At 67.7% G+C, this 14919-nt stretch carries 18 protein-coding genes; 7 read left to right on the forward strand and 11 right to left on the reverse strand.

Going from position 1 to position 14919, the window contains the following annotated elements; translation table 11 throughout:
• Positions 1 to 110 precede the first annotated feature (110 nt).
• Together EHS43_RS19905 and EHS43_RS19910 are read right to left on the reverse strand one after the other, a co-directional pair.
• Positions 111 to 296: a DUF6193 family natural product biosynthesis protein gene (locus tag EHS43_RS19905; protein ID WP_125192119.1), complete on the reverse strand. Its 186-nt coding sequence runs from the start codon at positions 294 to 296 to the stop codon at positions 111 to 113.
• Positions 297 to 439: 143 nt separating this feature from the next.
• Entirely contained in the window at positions 440 to 619 is a 180-nt protein-coding gene (locus EHS43_RS19910; protein ID WP_125192120.1) for a DUF6480 family protein, read from the reverse strand.
• Between the two features lie 334 nt (positions 620 to 953).
• Here EHS43_RS19910 and EHS43_RS19915 point away from each other — a divergent pair, with 334 nt between their 5' ends.
• Positions 954 to 1985 carry a C40 family peptidase gene (locus EHS43_RS19915; protein WP_125192121.1) on the forward strand — a complete coding sequence of 344 codons (1032 nt, stop codon included), beginning with the start codon at positions 954 to 956 and terminating at the stop codon, positions 1983 to 1985.
• Positions 1986 to 2059: 74 nt separating this feature from the next.
• Here the strand turns inward: EHS43_RS19915 and EHS43_RS48965 are convergent, their stop codons facing one another.
• The 3 genes from EHS43_RS48965 to EHS43_RS19925 all read right to left on the reverse strand — a co-directional run bounded on the left by EHS43_RS48965 (position 2060) and on the right by EHS43_RS19925 (position 3935).
• The gene (locus tag EHS43_RS48965; protein ID WP_148104064.1) at positions 2060 to 2266 is read right to left on the reverse strand and encodes a hypothetical protein; all 207 of its coding nucleotides are present in this window, start codon (positions 2264 to 2266) and stop codon (positions 2060 to 2062) included.
• A 313-nt stretch (positions 2267 to 2579) separates the two neighbouring features.
• Complete coding sequence (locus EHS43_RS48970) at positions 2580 to 3002, reverse strand: alcohol dehydrogenase catalytic domain-containing protein (protein WP_369009049.1); 423 nt, start codon at positions 3000 to 3002, stop codon at positions 2580 to 2582.
• A 255-nt stretch (positions 3003 to 3257) separates the two neighbouring features.
• Positions 3258 to 3935 carry a TetR family transcriptional regulator gene (locus tag EHS43_RS19925; RefSeq protein WP_185806316.1) on the reverse strand — a complete coding sequence of 226 codons (678 nt, stop codon included), beginning with the start codon at positions 3933 to 3935 and terminating at the stop codon, positions 3258 to 3260.
• Between the two features lie 122 nt (positions 3936 to 4057).
• Between EHS43_RS19925 and EHS43_RS19930 the strand changes: the two genes are divergently transcribed.
• Together EHS43_RS19930 and EHS43_RS19935 are read left to right on the forward strand one after the other, a co-directional pair.
• Complete coding sequence (locus EHS43_RS19930; protein WP_125192122.1) at positions 4058 to 5050, forward strand: zinc-binding dehydrogenase; 993 nt, start codon at positions 4058 to 4060, stop codon at positions 5048 to 5050.
• Positions 5051 to 5052: 2 nt separating this feature from the next.
• Positions 5053 to 6714, forward strand: a complete 1662-nt coding sequence (locus EHS43_RS19935) for a CocE/NonD family hydrolase (RefSeq protein ID WP_125192123.1) — start codon at positions 5053 to 5055, stop codon at positions 6712 to 6714.
• A 321-nt stretch (positions 6715 to 7035) separates the two neighbouring features.
• On the opposite strand, the gene EHS43_RS19940 is transcribed toward EHS43_RS19935, so the two are convergent.
• On the reverse strand, positions 7036 to 7671 hold the full coding sequence (locus EHS43_RS19940; protein ID WP_125192124.1) for a TetR/AcrR family transcriptional regulator: 636 nt from the start codon (positions 7669 to 7671) through the stop codon (positions 7036 to 7038).
• A 146-nt stretch (positions 7672 to 7817) separates the two neighbouring features.
• Here EHS43_RS19940 and EHS43_RS19945 point away from each other — a divergent pair, with 146 nt between their 5' ends.
• Entirely contained in the window at positions 7818 to 8576 is a 759-nt protein-coding gene (locus tag EHS43_RS19945; RefSeq protein WP_125192125.1) for an SDR family NAD(P)-dependent oxidoreductase, read from the forward strand.
• A 240-nt stretch (positions 8577 to 8816) separates the two neighbouring features.
• A complete protein-coding gene (locus EHS43_RS47880) occupies positions 8817 to 8945 on the forward strand; it encodes a hypothetical protein (RefSeq protein ID WP_260470621.1) in 129 nt (42 codons plus the stop codon).
• A gap of 323 nt (positions 8946 to 9268) precedes the next feature.
• Here the strand turns inward: EHS43_RS47880 and EHS43_RS19955 are convergent, their stop codons facing one another.
• Positions 9269 to 9628: a DoxX family protein gene (locus tag EHS43_RS19955; protein WP_125192126.1), complete on the reverse strand. Its 360-nt coding sequence runs from the start codon at positions 9626 to 9628 to the stop codon at positions 9269 to 9271.
• 102 nt (positions 9629 to 9730) lie between these two features.
• A complete protein-coding gene (locus EHS43_RS19960) occupies positions 9731 to 10225 on the reverse strand; it encodes a cupin domain-containing protein (RefSeq protein WP_185806317.1) in 495 nt (164 codons plus the stop codon).
• 81 nt (positions 10226 to 10306) lie between these two features.
• Between EHS43_RS19960 and EHS43_RS19965 the strand changes: the two genes are divergently transcribed.
• Complete coding sequence (locus EHS43_RS19965; protein WP_260470622.1) at positions 10307 to 11158, forward strand: LysR family transcriptional regulator; 852 nt, start codon at positions 10307 to 10309, stop codon at positions 11156 to 11158.
• A gap of 623 nt (positions 11159 to 11781) precedes the next feature.
• On the opposite strand, the gene EHS43_RS19970 is transcribed toward EHS43_RS19965, so the two are convergent.
• The 3 genes from EHS43_RS19970 to EHS43_RS19980 all read right to left on the reverse strand — a co-directional run bounded on the left by EHS43_RS19970 (position 11782) and on the right by EHS43_RS19980 (position 13852).
• Positions 11782 to 12507: a family 16 glycosylhydrolase gene (locus tag EHS43_RS19970; RefSeq protein WP_125192128.1), complete on the reverse strand. Its 726-nt coding sequence runs from the start codon at positions 12505 to 12507 to the stop codon at positions 11782 to 11784.
• A 217-nt stretch (positions 12508 to 12724) separates the two neighbouring features.
• Positions 12725 to 13108, reverse strand: a complete 384-nt coding sequence (locus tag EHS43_RS46525) for a hypothetical protein (protein ID WP_185806318.1) — start codon at positions 13106 to 13108, stop codon at positions 12725 to 12727.
• A 9-nt stretch (positions 13109 to 13117) separates the two neighbouring features.
• Positions 13118 to 13852 (reverse strand): hypothetical protein, encoded by a 735-nt coding sequence (locus EHS43_RS19980; protein WP_125192129.1) that lies wholly within the window; start codon positions 13850 to 13852, stop codon positions 13118 to 13120.
• Positions 13853 to 14178: 326 nt separating this feature from the next.
• Here EHS43_RS19980 and EHS43_RS19985 point away from each other — a divergent pair, with 326 nt between their 5' ends.
• Positions 14179 to 14751 carry a dihydrofolate reductase family protein gene (locus tag EHS43_RS19985; protein ID WP_125192130.1) on the forward strand — a complete coding sequence of 191 codons (573 nt, stop codon included), beginning with the start codon at positions 14179 to 14181 and terminating at the stop codon, positions 14749 to 14751.
• Positions 14752 to 14919 lie beyond the last annotated feature (168 nt).

Genomic DNA, 14919 nt, shown 5'->3' on the forward strand with positions numbered 1-14919 from the left:
GACCCAGAAACGTCCCGACTGAGGCCAACAGTGCAGACCCGTGCACTCGTGCACGTCAGAGCAGTGTTAAGAAGCGCTTCCTCCCGGGCGTGAACGCCCGGGGTTCCGCGCTAGATCATGCTGAAGTGCAGCTCCCACATACCGGTCCAGGGACAGAGCTGACGGAGCAGGGGCTCGGCATGAGCCACCAGTACCAGCTCGGCGAACGCAGCGAAGAGCGGCGATTCTTCCGGTGGGCGAGCTTCACCCGCGGTGGTCAGGACCTGGTGCCAGGCTGCTTCGACAGTTCTGGGCATGCCGTGATTGTGCGGGTCCAGTTGCCGCGCCGTCAAAGATCGCCTATGGGCAGGGCATGGTCTGATGCGCCGACATGAACGCAGCGACCAGGAGCTGAAGACGTTCGTCCAGAGGCGGCCGACCCAGTCGCAGGCATCAGGCGTCACAGACCCACGACACGGCCCACGAAGAACCCGGCGATGAGCAGGCACCCGAACACGATCAGCCCCAGCCAGATCCTTGGGTGTTCCCAGATGCCGCCGTCTGCCCGTTCCTGGTGGGCATCGGCGGTCGATCCTTCGACGGCGGGCGTCTCGTTCGGCGGGACGAGGGGGTCGGTCATGGGTGGGTCTCCTCAACGACGAGTTTCCGAGCAAGCGCCGGATATGTGACTTATTGAGTGTTCTGTGTGGACTCCCCGATTGGATGCACTCGGCGCCGGAGGGTTGGATGCGTGAGGTCGGCATTCGGGTATCACCATGACTACGGTGAGTAGTCTTTTCGTGGGCCGTGAGCACTTTGTACGTGAACGATGGGGAACCTGACCGGAGTTGTGCACGGCATTCTTTGATTTGGTCACAGGAAGATCACTAGGGTGGCCTGGACCCCTCGCTTGGAGGGTTGCTCGCAACAGGCGGGTGACGGCGGGTGGTTGGAGGAAGAAGGAGCTCGTCTTCGTGGCGTCCCACCGTCGACCGAAACAGCCCGGCCGAGCCCGCGTGACCGTACTGACCGCGACCGCCGCCGCTGCCGTGGCCCTGGCCTCCCAGTCCGCCAACGCGGCCCCCAAGGCCACCAAGGCCGAGGTCAAGGAGAAGGTGGACAAGCTCTACGAAGAGACCGAGCGCGCCACCAACCAGTACGACGAGGCGCAGGAGAAGCAGGACAGGCTGGAGAAGGAGATCGGCCTGTTCCAGGACAAGGTCGCCCGCGAGCAGGGCGAGCTCAACGAACTGCGCTCGGAATTCGGTTCGATGGCCAGTGCGCAGTACCGTTCCGGCGGTATCGATCCCTCGCTCCAGCTCTTCCTCTCCGCCGACCCGGACGACTACCTCGACCGGGCCTCCACTCTCGACTCACTGTCCGCGCAGCAGGTGGAGTCGCTCAGGAAGGTGCAGACGAAACAGCGGGAGCTGGCGCAGGAACGCGCGGAGGCTTCGGAGAAGCTCAAGAACCTCGCCGCGGCTCGCACTACGCTCGGTGAGAAGAAGAAGGAGATCCAGGCCAAGCTCAGGAAGGCACAGGCGCTGCTGAACTCCCTGACCGCCGTGGAGCGTCAGGAGATCGCCGACGCCGAGCAGCGCGCCAGCCGCTCCGCCGCGAGCCGCGTCGACCTCGGCAGCGAGGTGGCCGCTTCCCCGTTCGGCGCCTCTGCCCTGAGCGCGGCCGCCTCGCAGGTCGGCAAGCCGTACGCCCGCGGCGGAACGGGCCCCAACTCCTATGACTGCTCCGGCCTCACACAGTGGGCGTACGCGCAGGCGGGCGTGCAGATATCCCGGGTCACCTACACCCAGGTCAACGACGGAGCCCACATCGGCATGAGTGCACTCAAGCCCGGCGACCTCGTCTTTTTCAACAACACCGAGCACGTCGGGCTCTACGCGGGCAACGGCCAGGTGCTGCACGCGCCTTACCCGGGCGCCTACGTCCGCTACGAGTCGATGAGCACCATCGGTTCGTTCCAGTTCGGCGTACGCGTCGTCGGCTGAGGAAGTCCGGGACCGTCCCGACGGAGACGGCCCCCTGTACGCGTGCGTGTGCAGGGGGCCGCGGCTTGCGTGGCTCAGCCCGTGGGCAGGATGACGGCTCTGCCGTTGATCTTTCCGGCGTGCAGGCGTGCAGGCGTGCAGGCGTGCGGGCGCTCGTAGGCGAGGGGAGCCTTGTCCAGGGAGTGCGTCTCGGTGTGCACCGAGACCGCGACCGAGCGCGCCAGGCCCAGCACCTCGATCAGCTCGCCGCGGCTGCGCCAGTAGGGCGCGGTGACGGACATTCGAACGGCAGGGTGCCGAAGCCGACCGGAAGACTGGCTCCGCCGATGCCGACGATAGCGACGTCGGCCTCCACCGCGGCCACGGCCGCCGCAGTCCGCACGGTGGGCTCGGACCCGACGAAGTCGAAGACGGCCTCCGCGCCCAGGCTCCTGGTCAGGGCGCGTACGGTGGCGCCCCGCGGCGGCGTCGGAGAACACCGCTTCATGGGCGCCGACCTCTTTCGCCAGGCGCAGCTCGTCCTCGCTGACGGCGAGGGCGATCACCTGGGCCGGCGTGAGCGCCCGCAGCAGCTGGATGGCCACGTGCCCCAGGTCACCGTTGCCGATGACCACAGCCGTCGAACAGGGGACCAGCTTCGGCAGCGACCGCTTGATCGCCTGGTACGCAGTCAGACCCGTGTCGGGCAGCGGGACCGCGGTGACCGGGTCCAGATCGTCCAGCGGTACGAGGCGCCGCGGGTCGTCGGCCAACGGGTACTGCGGGTACACGGCGATGACGCCCGGCGAGCCCGGTCCGGGCGGCCGGATGCCGAGAGCGTCGCGCGCAGGGAGGAGTTCTCCTTGCCCTCCGCGCACTTGACGCAGATGCCGCAGCTCCAGAGGGGCCGTACACGGCGACCGCGTCGTCCCCCCGGAGCCCGCTGATACCGGAGCCCATGGCGGCGACCGTGCCGACGCCCTCGTGGCCGAGGGTGAGCGGAAGGTCGTAGGGGAAGCTCTCGGCGGTCCGGCGCATTACCGCGCTGTCGGAGTGGCAGACACCGGCGGCGGTCACCTTCCGCAGGACCTGGTAAGGGCCGGGCGGCCCTGTCCCTGCGCGGCTGTGTGCTGTCCACCGTCAACCGCCGGGTGCTGGCCGCCTTCGCCGCCCAGACGGCCGTAGTCCTGGATCGCCAGCGCCTGCAGTGTGAGGTCGGCCGGCCCGAGGAACTGGCCGAGGGCAACCGCATCCGAACTGCGCTGACCGCCGCCGTCAGCCACTGGGCGGTTGTCAGTTCGCCCCGGGTGTGGGGCCGGTGTCCGGGATGACGGCGTGCAGGCCGACCGCGAGGGCTGTCAGGAGCAGCTTCAGCCGTGGGACGAAGTCAAATGCGACGTGGCCCCACTCGGGCACTTGCTCGTAGAGCGCGGCGAGGGTGGGCGTCGGGTGGGACACCTGCCACCCGGTCGAGGCCAGCGAGAGGGTCGCCGCGAGGAGTCCGCGCAGCTGGTCCGGGGTCATCGAGCTCACGAGGCCGAGCTGGTCCACGATCGCGTCGTACGCGGCGAACGACGCGGCCTTGTAGCGGCGCGCGCGCTCCATGTTGACGTCGCCCTCCAGCGTCAACGTGACATGGGTGAGAAGGTCGCAGAACACCGGGAGCCTGGTGATCGTGTCCGTGATGACGCCGGCGACGTCCTCCGGGCCGAGGCCGGTTCGCTGGGCCACCGCCTCAGCGATCCCAGCCCGCCACTGGCCCCAGCCGCGCTCTGCGAGCTCGAGCAGCAGCTCTTCTCTGCTCGAGTAGTACCGGCGCACACCGGTGCGGTGCAGGCCCGCCCGCTCGGTGACCGCCTGCACAGTGATGAACCGGACGCCACCGAGCTCCGTCGCCAACGCCTCAGCGGCGCGCAGCAGATCCTCCGACCGCTGTGCTTTGTCCTGCGCGGACCGTGCTCGCTCCTTCATGACCGGAACTATAACGCACGCCGTGATGCGCTAAGTGGATGACCCGTGCTACCGTCCGTTTAACGCATCACGAGGTGCGTTAAATCGGCAGGCGACAGCCACCCCCTGGAAGGGAAAGATTCATGCAGGCAGTACAGGTCAAGCAGTTCGGTGGACCGGCCACTCTCGAACTCGTCGCTGATCTTCCGGACCCGACTCCGGGCCCCGGAGAGATCGCGATCGACGTCTCGCACTCCGCGGTCGGCCTGATCGACGTGTTCTTCAGGCAGGGCCGTTACAAGGATCAACCCGGCATGCCACAGCCACCGTTCGTACCCGGCCTGGAAGTGGCCGGCACGGTCCGCGCACTCGGCGACGGCGTCGTGGGGTTGACCGTCGGGGAGCAGGTGGTGGCTCTGTCGCCAGGCACCGGCACCGGCGGGTACGCCTCCGTCTACATCGCCAAGGCTGCGCTGACCGTCTCGATCGAAGGGCGCGGCATCGACCCCGCCCTCGCCGTATCGGTGATTCCGAACGCCGCGATGGCCCACGTGGCGTTGACGCAGGTCGCGCATCTGGCCGCCGGCGAGAGAGTCCTCGTGCATGGCGCTCTCGGCGGCCTGTCCGCCGGCTTCCCGGGCGTCGCCAAGCAGCTCGGCGCGTCCCGCGTCGTCGGCACGGTCCGGCCGGGCAAACTCGCCGCCGCCGAGGCGACGAAGCTTCCCTACGACCGGATCGTGGACTCCACAGACCTGCACAGCGCGCTCGGTGACGAGAAGTTCGACGTGGTCATCGACCCCGTCGGCGGAGCACTGCGCACCCAGAGCCTCGACGTGATGACCCCGGGCAGCCGTCTCATCGCCGCGGGCAACGCGTCGGAGGACTGGGGCCATCAAGTGGACACCAACCAGCTCTGGTTCCGCAGTATCACCGTCAGCGGCTACAGCGCCGGCGCGTTCCTGCCCACCCATCCACAGGTCGTTCCCGCCGCCCTCGCCGCGGCCGTCGAGGCGGCCGCCGGCGGCCTGGCGAACACCGACGTCGAGGTACTGCCGTTCAGCGAGGCCGTCACCGCCCACCAGCGGATGGAAAGCCGCGACCTCGCCGGCCGCGTCGCGCTCACCCCGGAGGCCTGACCATGACCGCGATCGGACGCCTCGCGGAGCGCATGGCCCCGCTCCCGCCCGCCACCTCACGCCGGGTCCACGTCGAACGCGGCCTGAAGATACCCATGGATGACGGTGCCACGCTCGTCGCCGACCACTGGGCCCCCCGCGACACCGGTGGACGATCACTCAGTGAGGTGCCGGTCGTGGTCGTCCGCACCGCCTACGGGCGCGGCGGCCCCCTCGGATGGCTCTACGGCCCCGTCCTCGCCGAACGCGGACTGCAAGTACTGATCGTCAGCACCCGCGGCACGTTCGGATCCGACGGCGAGTTCCTGGCCATGCGCAACGAGCGCGCCGACGGCCTCGCGACACTCCGGTGGCTGGCCGACCAGTCCTGGTCCAGCGGCCGGGTGATCCTCGCCGGATCCAGCTACTTCGGCTACACCCAGTGGGCCATCGCCGACGCAGCCCCTGTCGAGGTCAAGGCCATGGTCCCGCACATCACCTCCTCCCGGCTCGCTCTGAGCCTCACCCGGCCCGGCCGCGTCGACCTGGAGACCATCACGAACTTCTCCTGGAACACCGCACCGCAGTCCCGCAACGGCTCAGCTCTGCCCGCCGCACAGGAACAGCGCGGCTACCTGCTCCGGTCGATGGCCGGCGCGGACCAGCGACGTATCACCAACGCCATGAACACCTTGCCCATCACGGACGTCGACCGGGCGTTGCTCGGCCGGACCTCGCAGTTCTTCCAACAGATCGTCAACCACGACCAGAACAGCACCTACTGGAAGGACCTGGACCGCAGCGGTACCGTCCCGGACGTCACCGTGCCGGTCAGCTCGGTCACCGGCTGGTACGACATCTTCCTCGCCGACCAGCTCCGGGACTTCACCGCCCTCGTCGACGCAGGCCGCGAGCCCCGGCTGACCGTCGGACCGTGGTGGCACGCCGACCCCCGCGGCATGGGCGCATCCGTCACCGAGGTCGCCGAGTGGGCCTCCGCCGTCGCCACCGGGCAAGAGCCGCCCCACCGGGACCCGGTGCGGTTGTACGTGATGGGCGCGGACGAGTGGCGCGACTTCGAAGCATGGCCACCCGCCGGGTACGAACCCCAGCGGCTGTACCTCCGCACCGACGGCACCCTCACCGCCACCGCAGGATCCGCGGAAGCGCCCTCGACCTTCACCTACGACCCCCACGACCCCACCCCCTCCCTCGGTGGAGCGAAACTCACCCCCGCCGGAGCGGGCCCCGTCGACAACCGGAAGTTGGAAAAGCGCCCCGACGTGCTCACCTTCACCGGCGCACCGCTCACCGACGACCTTGAGGTGATCGGCGAGGTCACCGCAGACATCTGGGTGCGCGCCGACCGTCCCAGCGTCGATGTGTTCGTGCGGCTGTGCGACGTCGCCCCGAACGGCAAGTCGCTCAACGTGTGCGATGAACTCGTCCACCTCGACGCCGGCGATGACGCCACCTGCGCGACGGTGCGGCTCTCACCGACCGCCTACCGCTTCAAGAAAGGACATCGACTCCGCGTGCAGGTCTCCGCCGGAGCCTTCCCGCGATTCGCCCGCAACCTAGGCGGCAGTGAACCCGTCGAGAGCGCAACAGCAATGCACCAGACGGAGATTGATGTCTTCCACGACGAAGCGCACCCCTCGGCGGTAACCATCCCGGCACGATGAATGATGATCGCCGCGGCGCTCCAACAATGCTCAGCGGCAAGGAGGACCACGCAGCGCCCGCGCACGGCGTGAGCGGAGCCCCGGGGGACTGCAAGGGGCCCCGGGCTGTGGCCAAGAGCAATTGGGTTACCGGCCCTGGTTACCGCCCGGCTCACACGATGGTGCCGGATGAGCCGCTCGTAGTGCCGGGCGCGACGGCTCTGGAATCGCCCGTGGTCTGAAGCCGATCTGCACGGTGCCGACCTTGTAGTTCTACTTCTGGCCGATCACATGCTCCGCTCGTGCACGCACGTGCGTCAGTGTGGAAGTTCCGGCTTCGGGTCAGGCCTGCGGGTCGGGAGCGTATCTGGCGAGCATCGTCTGGACGGCCTCTTCGACGGCGTTGTGGATGTCGGAAGCTGCGGGGTTCCAGCCGGTCAGCAGCATGCGGGGCCACAGGACGTAATTGGCGATCATGCCGAGGAACTGGTTTGCGGCGCTCTCGGCGTCGGGCACATCGGCGTTGCCCGCCTCGTGCTCGGATTCCAAGTAGTGCTGGACAGAGGCGAAGTAGGGCAGTTTGCCGAGCTGGAACTGCATCCGTCCCAGCTCGGGAAAACGAGGCAGTTCCGCGATGACGATCCGGAACAGGCCTGCCATGCGCGGCTGGCCGATCAGGTCGGCGTAACGGTGACCGATGGCTGTCAGCCCTGCGCGCAGATCTCCGGCCGGTGGCCGCGCGGTGGTGTCGCCGGCGTCGCGCTGCCAGCACTCGGTGACGATGGCCTCGAAGAGGGCCGCCTTGGTGGGGAACTGCTTGAACAGGGTGGACTTCGAGACGCTGGCTGCTTCGGCGATCCGTGCCAGGGACGTGCCGTCGTAACCACGGTCCAAGAACAGTTCTGTGGCCGCGGAGGTGATCGCCTCGCGCTTCTGCTGGGCGAGCCTGCGGTGATGCGCGGGGAGTTCTGCTGCCATGCGGAGAGTATGCCGCAGCCCCGAGGCGAGTCACTTGACTCGCCTCTGGGGTCCGCCTACTGTGCACCAATAAGGCGAGTCGGTTGACTCGCATCTGATCTGTGGCACCTGGGCCCATCCTGGTTGTCGCGCGGTGGAGGAAATTCATGACAGTCGACAAGACCGCTTTGGTGACCGGTGCGAATCGCGGCCTCGGGCGCAGCGCGGCTATCGCCCTGGCCGCGCGCGGGGTGCGGGTCGTGGTCACCCACCGCGGTGATGAGGCCGGGGCTGAGAAGACGGTGGAACAGGTACAGGCCGTAGGAGGGACGGCCGCTGTTCTCCGGCTCGACATCAGCGATGTCTCCTCCTTCGCGCCCTTCATCTCCGAACTGGGCGCGCAGTTGGAGCGCTGGGGTACGTCACGGCTCGACATTCTGGTCAACAACGCGGGAGTAGGAGTCTTCGGGCCGCTGGAGACTGTCACGATCGACGACTTCGACACGGTGATGGGCACCAACGTCCGGGGCACGTTCTTCCTCATCCAGTCGCTCGTGCCGCTGCTGGCCCAGGGTGGCCAGGTCATCAACGTCTCGACGTCACTGACCCGCCACACCAGCCCCGCCACCTCGGTCTACTCCGCATCCAAGGCAGCCGTCGAAGCCCTGAGCCGCACCCTCGCCGCAGAACTCGGACCCCGCGGCATCCGGGTCAACTCCATAGCCCCGGGGCCGACCGCCACCGACTTCAACGGCGGAGCGATGCGGGACGACGCCGGAATGCGGCAGGTTCTGGCCGGACAGACCGCGCTCGGCCGCGTCGGCGAACCTGAGGAGATCGGCGACGCCATCGCCACGCTGGCCTCCGCGGGGCTGCGTTGGGTCACAGCTCAGCGCATCGAGGTCTCCGGCGGCGCCCTCCTGTGACGCCGGGCGACGGCCTGGAGGGAGGCAGGCAGTGACGGCTCCGACTCACTGCGAGCCGACCGACCTGTCCTCATCTCGTCCTGCTCCGGCGCATCAGGGCCCCGAGGCGGGCACAGAGCGTCGGCGGCCGGAATGCCGGCCATGAAGCCGTAGCGCCGAACAGATTCAGGTTCTCGTGCTTGAGGGGGAGAGCGGGTGATGTCTTCTTCGCGGATCCTGTGTCCCTCTGCCCAGAGGTGGGTGACGGCGACGTCGATGCAGCGGGTCGTCCAGATCACGATGGAGTTGAAGCGTGCCGAGCGCGCCGAGCTGGTCCCCGCCCCCGTCGCGGTAAGCCTGGTGGATGAGCAGCGCGAATCGGTGTCGTAGGCCGCCGTACTGACCCTCATCGAGCGAGCGCCTCACACCGGCCGAGCGGGCCGCCTACGTCCTGCGCGAGGCCTTCTCGTACCCCTCCTGCACCGAGCAGTACCCGCCGCCCGTGCCCCCGATCGGCTACCGGGCATCCTGAAGGATGTCCGGTAACCGCTGGCGGCCGGAGGGCCCGGGCCACCCACACCAAGGTGAGCGAGGAGAACTGGGGCGGCCTGGTTCAGCTCTTGCTCACCGCTCCTGAATGAGGGAGGAGTGACAGCGGCCGTGAGGCGGCTGGCCCAGCAGCCGCCTGCGCCGGTCGGGTAACTGATCCACGTTCACGCCCCGGTGGCCAGCCAGACGGTCACCGCCGCAGCGGCGAGGAGTCCGAGATTGAGTGTGATGCGGCGGTCTTCGCCGGTCAGGTGAACGGCGACCGCACCGATCTGCAGAAGTACGAAGCCGATGGCTGCGGCAGGCGACAGCCAGGGAGCGATGCCGGTCAGCTCTGGCAGGATCAGGCCGACCGCGCCGAGCACTTCGACCGCCCCCAGCGCTCTGAGGGCAGGCAACGGCACGCGGTCGACCCACGCCATCATCGGTCGGAGCTGATCGCGGTTGCGGATCACCTTCAGAGTGCCTGCGTAGAGGTAGAAGAGCGCGAGGAGTCCCGCGACGATCCAATAGGCGATGTTCATGATTCCCGTTCACGAGGGCCCCCGGTTACGGGGGCCAGTCGATTGCGTCGAGTGCCGGGCAAGCCTGTGGAGACGGCCGGTCCGTCTCCCGCCCCTTCGGCTTCAGGCGAGGTCGGTGGCGGGCTGGGTCGCGTAGCGGCTCATCGCGTCGATGTTGGCCTGTGGCGTCAGCGGCCGACCGCCGCCGAGCACCTCCTGAAGGTCTCGGAAGTACTGCAGGTACAGGTCCGGTGTGAAGGTGCTCAGCATGACGGCGGGTTGGTCAGTCAGGTTGGCGAAGGTGTGCGGGGTGCCGGGCGGAACCATGACGAGCGTGCCTGCGGTGGCGTCGTACTCCTCGTCCCGGACGGTGAACCGCACGGTGCCGGAGAGAATGTAGAAGCCCTCGTCGTGCAGACCATGGCGGTGCTGCGGCGGACCCTGCGTGTGCGGGGCCAGCACGGACTCGGCGATCGCGAGGCGGTGCCCGGTGTTGCTGCCGTCCTCGAGAACGCGCATGCGCGTGGTACCCAGAACGATCATCTCGCCGTCACGGGGACCCACCACGGATACGGCGGGATCGGTCTGCGGCTCGCTGTTCTTCGCTTCTTCGGTCATGGTCACAAGTGCACCGCCCGGACCTCGCCGGTGTCCAAGACCCATTCAGCAGAGCCGATACCTCATGGGTATCGTTGCAGCGTGGAGCTACGAACCCTGCGCTACTTCGTGGCAGTCGCCGAGGAACTCCACTTCGGCCGGGCCGCCACCCGACTGCATATGAGTCAGCCGCCGCTGAGCCGGGCGATCAAGCAGTTGGAAGCCGAGGTCGGGGCTCTGCTCTTCGCACGCTCGACCACCGGCGTCACGCTCACTTCGGTGGGTGCGGTGCTGCTCGACGAGGCGCGAGCCCTACTCGACCACGCCGACCACGTCCGGGTACGCGTGCGCGCAGCAGCCGGCGTCGCGACCATCACCGTCGGCATCCTGGGCGACAGCACCGACCCGGGAGCTGCCAGGCTGGCCGCCGCCTACCGCCGGAAGCACCCCGGAGTCGACATCCGTATCCGCGACACCGATCTGACCGACCCGACGTGCGGACTGCGCGTTGGACTGGTCGACGTCGCTCTCACCAGGGCGCCGTTCGACGAGACCGCCCTGACGGCGCGAGCGCTGCGGAGTGATCCGGTCGGTGTGGTCCTGCGCGCCGACGATCCACTGGCCCGCCGTGACGGACTGCGGCTCGCCGAGTTGCGCGACCGCCGCTGGTTCCAGTTCCCGCAGGGCACCGACCCCGTCTGGCAGTCGTACTGGAACGGTGGGAGGCCGCGCGAGGGACCAGTGGTACGCAACGTCCAGGAATGCCTGCAGGCTGTGCTGTGGAACGGCACAGTCGGCCTGGCCCCGCTCGGGCACGACCTGCCCGCTGAGTTCACCGTAGTGCCGCTGCTCGACATGGCGCCCAGCCGGGTGGTGGCGGTGTGCAACGAACGTGACACCAACCCGTTGATCCGGTCATTCATCGAGATCGCGACAGCCGCCTACCGCCACTGAGCATCGACAACGGCGCTGCTGTAGCTGGTGAACAAAGCCAGGCAGTACTTCCTTCGGGTGCGGTCAGGTGCGGTCAGGTGCGGGCTCAAGGAGAGCATCGGCCCTGCGGCAGAAGCAGATTGAGGCGCAGTCAAAGGCTGCCAACCGACTTCGGACGGCGAGCGGGGCGTAGCCCTAGCGGTTGGCGATCTGAGTGCACGACAGGTCCCTGTCTTGCACAGACCGTCCGTAGAAGGAGATCGTCAGCCTCCGTGGATCGGTGCTGCTGGCGAAGAGATGGGGGAGGGGTCCCGCATGCGTGCTGGGTCCTCCGTCCCGCCTGCGTGGCCCAGTGGGACGACCCCGCGCACCGCCCGGCGCCGCAGTCGCGGTGTGCGCGGGCACGCCCCTGGCAGGGAAGGAACTGCCCCAGGTGGCAACGCACTTGGTGACAGCCGGAGACACCGATGTGCGCTTCGAAACGGAGCGGATCGGTATCCACGGCTGCTCCCGCCACAGAACTTCGCCCAGTGCGCAGCGCACCGTTCAGCGCCGATCCCCGCCCCTAACCGCTCCACCAGCAGGCCCAACTTGAGGGATTCAGTGGTTCAGCAGTGTGCCGCTCTCCCGCTGCGCTGTGAAGGTCACGGGTAGTACGGGGTGTACGTGATCGACGAGACCTTCAGATACCGTGCGCCGTCCGCCGTGGCCCAGGTCGAGCTGTCGGGGTTGCCCGGCCAGTCGCCACCGACGGCGGTGTTGACGATGAAGTGCATTCCCACTCCCGGTGCCGTGGTGTACCACTTGGTACCGGTGATGGTGCCGTCCACGGCGAAGTCGATGTGATCGGGCCACCAGGTGAACGAGTACGTGTGGTAGGCGTTGGTCCAGCCCGCTGAGTTCGTTTTCGAGAACTGGGCCTGGGCGTTGTTGGGGTCGTGGAAGGTCTGGTAGACGGTGTTCGGGTTCTGGCCGACGATTTCGGCGGCGTCGAACTCAGGGAGCCACGGACTCAGGTAGGCCGCCCATACAGCGGGCAGGAGGCCCCGGCCGTTGGGCATGTTCGCGGTGAAGCTGTAAGTGCCGTAGCCGTACAGGGCCTTGGACTCCACGCGCCCCGAGTAGTAGGTGTTGCCCGACTTGTAGGTCTTGATCACGAGGGTGCTGCCCTCGTACCACACGCAGGCCGGAGTGTAGGTCTCCAACTCGTTGTTGGCGGTCCACCGTCCGTTGATGGTGTTCCACGAGTTGATGGTCTGCGGAGTGCCCCAGGACGCCGCGTCGGCTTGTGGATGTCCCAGGAGAAGCAGTGAAAGGGTCGCCAGGGCGACCACCATCAGGCGTCCCGGTCCGGGAATTGCGGATGGCATCGCGGCTCCATAGCTCGGATGACATGGGGCGTGGGAGCGGTCCCACGCCACCTCTGTCACCGGACTGTAGGAGTCCGTTCAATGTCTGACAAGACGTGCAGCGCGCGTCGTTCGCTGCCTTCCGGAGTTGAAGACATCGCGTGGCACACCATCGTGGATCTTCCTTCCATCGATCCAGGGCGGCACCCGAGCCAGGTCGCGGCCCCGTCCTGAGTGTTCAGCCGCTCTCGTCCTTGCCGGCAGATCCCGGCTCGGCCATGTTGCGGTGGGCGGCGGCCTTGGCCGTGTCGGGCAGGGCCTCGTTGGCAAGTTCCTGTGCTTTGGTTTTGGCGGAGGCGGCTACGACCTTGTTCTTGCCGGCCAAGAGGACGTCGAGTCCTTGCCGGGCGACTTCTGCCGGGTCGTCCTCGTTCTGCCGGCCGATCTTGGTGTCGTCCCTTTCGGCGCAATGGAAGGCCCGCTGGCCGATACGGCGTTCACCGACGACGAACACCTCGAACGCGCCCTCCGCTGGGGCCCGCGCCACATCCGACTCCGCCCCGACCTGATCGACGGCTGTCTCGCCGGCACCGGGCTCACACTCACCGAGCAGCCATGCCAACCCAAGAGCTCAGACGTCGTCCTTGTGCACTGCGTCGGTCAAGACGTCCGCTGGAGCGCTGATCAACTGCTGGAGGTGGTGAACAAAGTCAGGGTCGTCGAGACGGGAGTCGGTGACACGGTCGCGCACATCGGTGAGGAACCATTCCACCAGTGCCGTGGTGGCGTGGTACTCGTTGTGGAACCCCAGGCTCAGGTCGGTGATCTCGTACTCGAACAGCACGTCGACCACCAGGTCCGCCAAGTGCGCGTCGGCGGCCGGGGTTCGGATGGCGGTCCACATGTCCAGCCAGGGGCGCAGGCTGTCGGTGGCGACGGTGATGAGGGCGAGGGTGTCCCTGATGCACACCGGGCTGGGGTGGGTGTGCAATGTGGCCTGCCACCATGCGGTCCAGACGTTGCGAAGAGCGTCGGCCAGGGGCGCGTCCCAGGTGCTCCAGCCTGCCTCGACCAGGCGGGTGGCGATCAGCTCCTCGGAGACGGGGAACTGACCGGCGACGAGGGGGCGGATGATGCGCGGGACGAGACGGCGGTAGAGACGTGGGAAGTCGTCCCAGTGGCTGGGCACCTCTCCGGCAGCCGCGGACACCATGTCCTCGGGTATGAGGTGCAGCGGCCTGGAGAGTTCGGCGAGTCCCTCTTCGCCGTAGCAGTACGTGCAACCGCCGACAGGGAACCGCTCTTCAGAGGCGAAGGCCCGGTCGAGCGCATCGAGGGCTGTCATGAGCTGCTGATGGTGTGACATGGCAACCCGCCGGGGGACTCCGTCCGGGTGACCGGCGAAGATCGCAGGCTATCAGGCCCTGCCGGAGCACGCTGATCGGCTGGATCGTGCTGTGCCCTCAGAGGTCGAGTACGGCTTCGGCAACGGGTGCGGCTCTTCTGCGGTGAGCGTTGTGCGTCTGGGAGAACGGCTGGTCATCGGGGCGGGTGTCGGTGGGGGTCGTCTCCTTGTGCTGGTCGCGGACGGGCGCTTGTCGTGAGGGCCGTCTGTCACGCCGATGAGTAGTGCCGCCCTGCCGGGTCTACACGCAGTGAAACCAGTCTGGAGGAAGACCACAGGAGGTCGAAGTGTCCAGATCAGTGCTGGATATGACGGTGTCGGTCGACGGGTACATCGCCGACACCGACGATTTCCTCGGCGGCGACGACGACGAGCGGCTGCACAAGTGGGCCGACTCCGACGGGGAGTACGGCCGGCCGGCCGGACCGGCTGCGCGATTCCAGGACGAATGGAATGCGGCCGGTGCGGTGCTCGCGGGGCGGCGGACTGCTGAGCTCATGGATCACTGGGGTGGTGATCACGGCGGTCTCCCGATCTTTGTCCCCAGCCACCGCCCGCCCGGGCCTGCCGCGCGCTGGGGTTATCCACTGGTGACGTACGTGATCGATGGGATCGAGAGCGCGATGGCACAGGCCAAGGCTGCAGCCGGTGGCAAAGACGTGCAGGTGCGTGGCGCGTACACGGGGCAGCGGGCGCTGGAGGCCGGGGTGCTGGATGAGGTGCAGATCCATCAGATCCCGGTGCTTCTCGGGCGGGGCCATCGGCTGTTCGATGTGTTGCCGTCAGAGATCGAGTTGGAGGTCGTCCAGGTGATCGATACGCCGCAGGCCACCCACATCCGCTACCGGGTGTGTCGCTGAGCCCACGAGCAGGCGATCTTGAACGTGGTGAATCGCCCGTAACGAGCACAAGCACGCGATCAATGATCCACACCAACCCCGTGACCAAGTCTTCAAGTCGCACAGGCTTCAGTGTGGGAGGGACTCGACGGGAGGCTGCCACGGAGGCCATGGGGCCAGGGTGTCGGC

The sequence above is a fragment of the Streptomyces sp. RP5T genome (assembly GCF_003933965.1).
Classification (GTDB): domain Bacteria; phylum Actinomycetota; class Actinomycetes; order Streptomycetales; family Streptomycetaceae; genus Streptomyces.

Bases quoted from the DNA above. Each gene is read 5' to 3' on its own strand.
- EHS43_RS19960 (WP_185806317.1), bottom strand. From the start codon at position 10,225: ATGACCGAAGAAGCGAAGAACAGCGAGCCGCAGACCGATCCCGCCGTA.
- EHS43_RS19935 (WP_125192123.1), top strand. From the start codon at position 5,053: ATGACCGCGATCGGACGCCTCGCGGAGCGCATGGCCCCGCTCCCGCCC.
- EHS43_RS19940 (WP_125192124.1), bottom strand. From the start codon at position 7,671: ATGGCAGCAGAACTCCCCGCGCATCACCGCAGGCTCGCCCAGCAGAAG.
- EHS43_RS19930 (WP_125192122.1), top strand. From the start codon at position 4,058: ATGCAGGCAGTACAGGTCAAGCAGTTCGGTGGACCGGCCACTCTCGAA.
- EHS43_RS19980 (WP_125192129.1), bottom strand. From the start codon at position 13,852: ATGTCACACCATCAGCAGCTCATGACAGCCCTCGATGCGCTCGACCGG.
- EHS43_RS19945 (WP_125192125.1), top strand. From the start codon at position 7,818: ATGACAGTCGACAAGACCGCTTTGGTGACCGGTGCGAATCGCGGCCTC.
- EHS43_RS48970 (WP_369009049.1), bottom strand. From the start codon at position 3,002: ATGCGCCGGACCGCCGAGAGCTTCCCCTACGACCTTCCGCTCACCCTC.
- EHS43_RS19970 (WP_125192128.1), bottom strand. From the start codon at position 12,507: ATGCCATCCGCAATTCCCGGACCGGGACGCCTGATGGTGGTCGCCCTG.
- EHS43_RS48965 (WP_148104064.1), bottom strand. From the start codon at position 2,266: ATGTCCGTCACCGCGCCCTACTGGCGCAGCCGCGGCGAGCTGATCGAG.
- EHS43_RS19955 (WP_125192126.1), bottom strand. From the start codon at position 9,628: ATGAACATCGCCTATTGGATCGTCGCGGGACTCCTCGCGCTCTTCTAC.
- EHS43_RS19925 (WP_185806316.1), bottom strand. From the start codon at position 3,935: ATGAAGGAGCGAGCACGGTCCGCGCAGGACAAAGCACAGCGGTCGGAG.
- EHS43_RS19910 (WP_125192120.1), bottom strand. From the start codon at position 619: ATGACCGACCCCCTCGTCCCGCCGAACGAGACGCCCGCCGTCGAAGGA.
- EHS43_RS19905 (WP_125192119.1), bottom strand. From the start codon at position 296: ATGCCCAGAACTGTCGAAGCAGCCTGGCACCAGGTCCTGACCACCGCG.